This window comes from Streptomyces sp. NPDC001410, assembly GCF_042895235.1.
GTDB lineage: Bacteria > Actinomycetota > Actinomycetes > Streptomycetales > Streptomycetaceae > Streptomyces.
Genome location: NZ_JBIAWE010000040.1, coordinates 22,247 through 28,765, shown reverse-complemented (window position 1 = coordinate 28,765; position 6,519 = coordinate 22,247). Strand labels below are relative to the sequence as shown.

5 protein-coding genes and 2 pseudogenes are annotated in these 6,519 nt (G+C 70.1%); 2 read left to right on the top strand and 5 right to left on the bottom strand.

Features of this window, described 5'->3' with window-relative positions; all coding sequences use genetic code 11:
- From ACFY3C_RS45090 to ACFY3C_RS45070, 5 genes and pseudogenes are all read right to left on the bottom strand, one after another.
- Positions 1-854, bottom strand: an 854-nt coding sequence (locus tag ACFY3C_RS45090; protein WP_390775096.1) for an IS701 family transposase, incomplete at its 3' end; no start/stop codon positions are given.
- 294 nt (positions 855-1,148) lie between these two features.
- Entirely contained in the window at positions 1,149-1,496 is a 348-nt protein-coding gene (locus tag ACFY3C_RS45085; RefSeq protein WP_390775095.1) for a YciI family protein, read from the bottom strand.
- Positions 1,497-1,560: 64 nt separating this feature from the next.
- Positions 1,561-2,419, bottom strand: a pseudogene (locus ACFY3C_RS45080) (virginiamycin B lyase).
- A 47-nt stretch (positions 2,420-2,466) separates the two neighbouring features.
- Positions 2,467-3,116: pseudogene (locus tag ACFY3C_RS45075) on the bottom strand (CatB-related O-acetyltransferase).
- A gap of 263 nt (positions 3,117-3,379) precedes the next feature.
- Entirely contained in the window at positions 3,380-4,849 is a 1,470-nt protein-coding gene (locus tag ACFY3C_RS45070; protein WP_390775094.1) for an MFS transporter, read from the bottom strand.
- Between the two features lie 151 nt (positions 4,850-5,000).
- On the opposite strand from ACFY3C_RS45070, the gene ACFY3C_RS45065 reads away from it, so the two are divergent.
- Positions 5,001-5,567 carry a TetR/AcrR family transcriptional regulator gene (locus ACFY3C_RS45065; protein WP_390775093.1) on the top strand — a complete coding sequence of 189 codons (567 nt, stop codon included), beginning with the start codon at positions 5,001-5,003 and terminating at the stop codon, positions 5,565-5,567.
- Positions 5,568-5,817: 250 nt separating this feature from the next.
- Entirely contained in the window at positions 5,818-6,468 is a 651-nt protein-coding gene (locus ACFY3C_RS45060) for an FAD-dependent monooxygenase (protein WP_390775092.1), read from the top strand.
- Positions 6,469-6,519 lie beyond the last annotated feature (51 nt).

Below are 6,519 nucleotides of genomic sequence, written 5' to 3'. Positions count from 1 at the left end.
GAGGTCATCCGCCCTTTGCTGCCCTGCCGCCAGGTCACCTCGACGAGCATGTCCGCAGGGATCTGGGCTGCGTGCTGGGACAGGACTCGTGGCGGGGTTCGATAGCGCGGCAGGGTCGGCGGTCCCAGGCCGCCGTAGTCGGGCTGGTGAGGCTCGGCCTGTTCGGGGTGGGCGACTTCCTTCCCGGTCAGTGCCAGCACATAAGCCAGACCGCGTTCCTCCAGTGCGAGGCGGAACGAGGTACTGACGCCGTAGCCGGCATCAGCGACCACGACCGGGGCCGTCAATCCCCACGCGGCGAGCATGTCGAGCAGTCCAAGTGCCAGACGCCACTTCTCCTGATGGCCCGTGCCCTTGGGGACTCCGGCTCTGCGGCAGCGGTCCGGGTCGTCCGTCCACTCCCGGGGCAGGTAGAGCTGCCAGTCCAGCGGACACGATGCCGTGTCGGTGGCGCCATGAACGCTGACCGCGACCTGGCAGTTGGCCCGCTTGCCCAAGGCCCCGCAGTACTGGCGGGCCACCCCGACCGAGGCGGTGCCGCACTTGGGGAACGACACATCGTCGATCACCCACACCTCGGGACTGATCGCCTCGCACAGCCGCTGGGCGATCCGCCGCCGCACCGGCCCAGGGTCCCACGGCGACTGGTTCACGAACTGCTGCAGAGCCTGCATGTTGCCGTCCGGCAGCCGCTCGGCCATCGGCTGGATCGACTTCCGTCGGCCGTCCAGCATCAGACCCCGCAGATAACACTCGCCCCACCGCCGCTGATCCCGCCGCGGCACCGAAGCAAACACATCGCCAACGAACTCCGATAACTCACCCCGGAGCCGCTCCACTTCCCCCAACCTCACACCACGAGGATGCCCACCACCAGCCGAGATCACTCGACGTAACGAAGCACTACTAGTTCTAAAACTGACGGACGTTATTGACAGGTGGGTCTCCCGTCCCTAGGAGACCCCGCCCTTGTCGAGCAGGTGCCAGTGGAAGGCCTGGTCGAACTCAGCTTGAACGTCTCGGCCCGGTGCGGCTGGAGAGCGAATGCCTGCCAGATCCGTGAAATCGTCGACTGCGACGGCCAGGCGGCACGACAGGGGCGACCCTGCGGCCGGGCGCTGTGCCGTCGGGCCGGTTCCCGGTGCCGGTCAGGCGGATTCGAGGATCGGGCGGACCTCGACGGTCTCCGGGGTGGGGAGGCTCTTGGCCAGTTCGAGGGCTTCCGCGCGGTCGGCCACCTCGACGATGAACCAGCCGCCGAGGGTCTCCTCGCCGGCGTGCGCGGGCCCGTCGGTCACCGTCGACGTCCCATCGGCCGCAGTGCGCACTGTCGAGGGCGCGATGCGCTCGGTCTCCAGGGCTTCGCCGCCGACCAGTTTCCCGGCCGCGGCGAGGCCGCCGATCCAGCCCTCGTACTCCTTGCGGTACGCGCCCCGGTCGGCCTGGATCCGGCGGCGCGATTCGTCCGTCTCGAAGATCACGAGTGCGTATTTCATGGGTTTTCCTCTCCGGCCGCCGTACGGGCGACCACTGCTGGCGGTGTGGGAGGGGGTGGTTTGTTCAGGCGGTGCTGTCCGGCGGGGCGATGCGGGCGAGTGCGCCGATCTCCAGCGCGGTCCACAGGGCCTCGTCTGGACCGACGGTGATGCCGTGCGGTTCGGAGCGGGGGGGTGGGCAGGTCGTGGACGGTGACGGAGCCGTCGGGGGTGATCGTGCCGACGCGGTTGCCTCCCCATTCGGTGAACCACGCGGTGCCCTGTCCGTCGACGGTGACGGCGTGCGGTCGGGCGGCGCGGTCGGGCAACGGGAACTCGGTGATCCGCCCGTCGGGAGTGATCCGGCCGATCTGACCGGCGGCGATCTCGGTGAACCACAGCGCTCCGTCGCGGCCTGAGGTGATCCCGACCGGCCCTGCCGCCTCCGTCGGCAGGGGATGGAGGGTGACCGCACCGTCCATGTCGATCCGCCCGACGGTGTTGCCCTGGTTGAGGGTGAACCACATCCCTCCGTCGCCGCCGGCGGTGATCGCGGACGGGAACGCGCCGGTGACGGGGAGCGGGAACTCGGTGACGCTGCCGTCGATGGTGATGCGGCCGATGCGGTCGGCGGCGGTCTCGGTGAACCACAGCGCGCCGTCGGGTCCCGCCGCGATGCCGAACGGCCCGCAGCCGGAGCCGGGCACGCCGAACTCGTCGATCATGCCGGCGGTGGTGATTCGCCCGATCCGGTCCGCCCGGTACTCGGTGAACCACAGCGCGCCGTCCGGGCCGGGTGTGATGACGGTCGGCCCGCTGTCGGGGTCGAGCCGGTGGGTCGTCGGCTCCTCGCCGGGGACGAGGCGGCCGATCCGACCGCTGTGGACGAGGGTGAACCACAGGGCGCCGTCCGGTCCCGTGGTGAGGGCGTAGGGTCCGGCCATGTGGTCGGCCACCGTGTGCTCTTCGATGGATACCTGGGTCACGTGGTTCAAAGGGACTTCCCCTGTCCGTGCTCGGTGGCGATGCGTTCGATGTCGATGGGTGTCCCGGCCATGAGGATGCGGGCGTGTTCGGTCACCAGGTCGGCGGGCCAGTCCCACCACGTGGCGCGCTGCAGCCGCTCGACGTCGGCGTCGTCGAAGCGCTGCCGGATCGGTCTGGCCGGGTTGCCGCCGACGATCGCGTAGGGCGGGACGTCGGCGGTGACCACGGCGCCGGCCGCGATGATGGCGCCGTCGCCAATCCGTACGCCGGGCGACACGGTCGTCGGCAACGACGTCTGGTTCGGGTACCGGGCGAGCCGCGGCTGGGCATGGCGCTGACGATGTCCAGCGTCCGCTCGGCCCACCGGCCGCCGAACATGGTGAACGGGTACGTCGCCCCCCCCATCGTCGGATGCTCGGCGCCGGCCATCAGGAACGTGGTTCCCGAGGCGATCGCGCAGTACTTGCCGATGACGAGACGCTCCGGCCCGTAGGCGTAGAGGACGTTGCGGCGCTCGAACTCCGTGGCGCCGTCCGGGTCGTCGTAATACGTGTACTCGCCCACGGTGATGTTCGGCGAGGTGACCAGCGGCTTGAGGAACACCACGCGGTCGTGGGCGGGCAGCGGGTGCACGGTGGTCGGGTCAGGGGACAAGGTCGGGGTCCTTTGCGTGGTTGCGGGATGTCGCACACGGCCCTGGCGGTGCGTCGCCGGGCCGGGGCCGGATCACCCTGGCCCGGTGGGGCTTCAGGTGTTCTCGGGGCTGGGCGGGGTGACCCACTCGATGAACTGGACGATCACGCCGCTGGGGTCGGTGATCTGGAAGTAGCGTTCGCCCAGGGGTCCTCGGCAGCGGCATGGTGATGTCGACGCCCTCGGCGCGCAGCCGCTTCTCCCGGCCAAGGCGGTTGTTGTTGTCAACGGCTGTTCACGGATGCCTCGTTCGAGGTGGTGACCGCATCTGGATCGGTGGAACGATGCGGCGCCGCGGAGCCTTCCGCGGGCTTGGACCTCGCCAGCCACAGGCCGGTGAACACGGCGGTGGCCAAAGTGACGGTGCCGGCAGCGAGGAAGGCGCTGTTGAGGCCGGTCTCGAAGGAGGCGCCGCCGGATTGCCGGGTGCGGACGATGGCTCCGAGTACCGCCACGCCGAGCACCGCGCCGATCTGCCGGGTGGTGCTGCTGATGCCTGATGCGAGGCCGCCTTCCTGCGGGCTGACTGCTTGGATGGCGGCGCCTGTCAGTGGGGACATGGCCAGGGCGAAGCCGAGGCCGGCGAGTCCCAGCCGCCACCACACGTTCCCGTAGCCGGTGTCGGCGTGCACCATACCGAGCGCCAGCAGTCCCAGGCCGGCCAGGGCCAGGCCGGTGGTAACCACGATTCGGAAGCCGTAGCGGGCGGCGAGCCGGCCCGCGTACGGGCTGACGATCACCATGGCGAGGGATATCGGCAGGGTCTGCAGGCCGGCGCGCAGGATCGAGCTGCCCTGGACGTACACGAAGAACTGGGAGAAGAAGAACGACGAACCCATGAGCGCGAACCCCACCACGACCATGGCGGTGTTGGACACGGTGAACAGGCGCTGCCCAAACAGCCGCAGCGGCAGCATCGGAGCGGAACGACGCGCTTCGACGGCGACGAAGGCGGCGAGGAGGATCACCGCGGCGGCGAGGCTGCCCAGGATGACCGGTGAGGTCCAGCCGCGGGCACCACCCTCGATCAGCCCGTAGGCCAGTACCCCCACCGCCAGAACGGACAGCACCGTGCCCGGGACGTCGATCGCGGGGGCGCTCGGATTGCGGGACTCGCCGAGGTGGCGCAGGCCGACCAGCAGCAGGACCACGCCGATGGGCAGATTGACCAGGAAGATGGCGGGCCAGCCGAAGGCTTCTGCCAGCACGCCGCCGGCCACGGGGCCTGCGGCCAGACCGATTCCGCTGAATCCGGCCCACAGCCCGATCGCCTTGATTCGTTCCTGCGGCGCGGGATGGGCGGCGGCGAGCAGGGCGAGCGAGGCAGGGCTCAGCGCCGCGGCCCCGATGCCTTGCAGCACCCGGCCGGCGACCAGCCAGCCGACCGAGGGCGCGAGGCTGCACAGCAGCGACGCGGCGGTGAACACCGCCACGCCGGTCAGGTACACCCGCTTGCGCCCGAATCGGTCGGCGAAGACACCGCCGGACAGCAGCAGCATGGCGACCAGCAGTACGTACGCGTCGACGATCCATTGCAGGCCGGTCAACTGAGTGTGCAGCCGGTGCTGCATATCGGGCAGCGCCGCTCCAACAATCGTGTTGTCGAGCAGGACCATGCATTGGCCTAAGCAGGTCACCGTGAGCAGCACGGCCCGGTTTGATCGACTGCCTGCGACCGCATGCGATGCAGCCATGGGGATTCCTCTCAATCGTTAGTTGCGCCCGGCCATGGTCGACGCGGGTGGCGATACACCTGAGCGCCCTAAAGCAGTCACTGACTGCGTTAGGCGACCATAAGGAGGGTTGCCTCACAAACGCAAGTCACGACTGCGTTAAGGTGGGGGCATGAACGAGCGACAGCGAGCCCGGCGGCCCGGCGGGCGTAGCGCCCGCGTCGGCGCGCAGGTGCACCAGGCCGTCACCGACCTGATCAGCGAGCGCGGCTACGGCAACTTCACCGTCGGCGACGTCGCAGCCCGCGCGGGCGTAGCCGACAGCAGCATCTACCGCCGGTGGGGCAGCCTGGAAACCCTGCTCACCGACGTGGCGCTCACCCGCCTCAATGCGCAGTCGCCGATGCCCGACACCGGGAGCCTCGCCGGCGACCTGCGCACTTACGCGGCCCAAGTGGCCCGCGAGATCACCGGACCCGACGGTCCGGCGGTGCTGCACCTGGCCGTCGCCCTGTCGAGCAGCGGTCAGCAGGGCCTGCAGGCTGGTGCCGACCTCCGCGCCGAACGCACCCGGCAACTGCAGTCCATGCTCGATCGCGCCCGCGACCGTGGCGAGCACGCACCCGACGCGTTCGACGTGCTGGACCACATCCTGGCCCCGATGTATATCCGCGTCTTGTTCGGCATGGGCCCGCTCACCCCGGACTACATCGACAGGCTGGTGAACCGATTGCTGTGACCTCAACTCGGTCCCCGGGATCAGCCTTCGGACGCGGTGCCACGGCACCGTGAGGTGCTCACCAACACGCGCCCGGCCCGCTCGGCATCCGGCCCTTGGCCGGCTCACGCGGCCTGGCTGAATCCGTCGGTCGGCGGGCCGTCACCGCGGATCGGGGTGAAGTCGACGTCCAGGTGCGGGTTGTAGGCGTCGGGTTCGTCGGCGAGCTCGTGGGTGGAGTATTCGCCGAAACGGCGGATGTGCTCGGTCAGTGGTCCGCATCGCCGGAGCCGGACGCGCCCCGCCCATGGCCCTGGCCACCTCCGCGTTCCAGGTCGGCATCGCCGCCGGCACTTCCATCGGCGGCCTCGCCCTCACCTTAGTCCTGAACCTGAAGGGCCCCACCCTCGCCGGCGCCGACCTCGCCCTGGCCGCCCTGCTGCTCGGCCTGCTCGCTGCCTCGCAGCGCACCACAGACCGCGACGGCACCGCCCACGGACTGTCCCTGCCCCCGGGTCTCATCGCGCCGCAGGTGAACGCCGAACTCCTGGACCGTGCACGGACGTCGCTCCCCGAGCCCCTGCGCCTGCTCGTGGAACACACGCGTGAACCGTTCGCGCAGGCGATCCTCGACGGGCGGGTCAGTCGGATGCGCAAGGACCGGATGCTGCTGACCGGGGACGCCGCGTTCGTCGTACGGCCTCACACGGCGGCCAGCGCGGAGAAGGCAGCCGCCGACGCCATCACCCTATGCACCGCCCTCCAGCAACTCCCCTCCCCGGACGCCGCCTTGGCGGCATGGGAGAAGAACCGCCTCGCCGAGGGAACGGCCCTGTACCGGCACGGCGTCGGCCTCGGACAACAGCTCGGTCTCAACGGCCCCACACCGACGAAGGTTGCCGCCGTCGGCCCGACACGCTGAAGTCCGGCAGGCGGTGCCTCAGGGTCGCCCCTGCCCGGTGCGAAGGTCGTC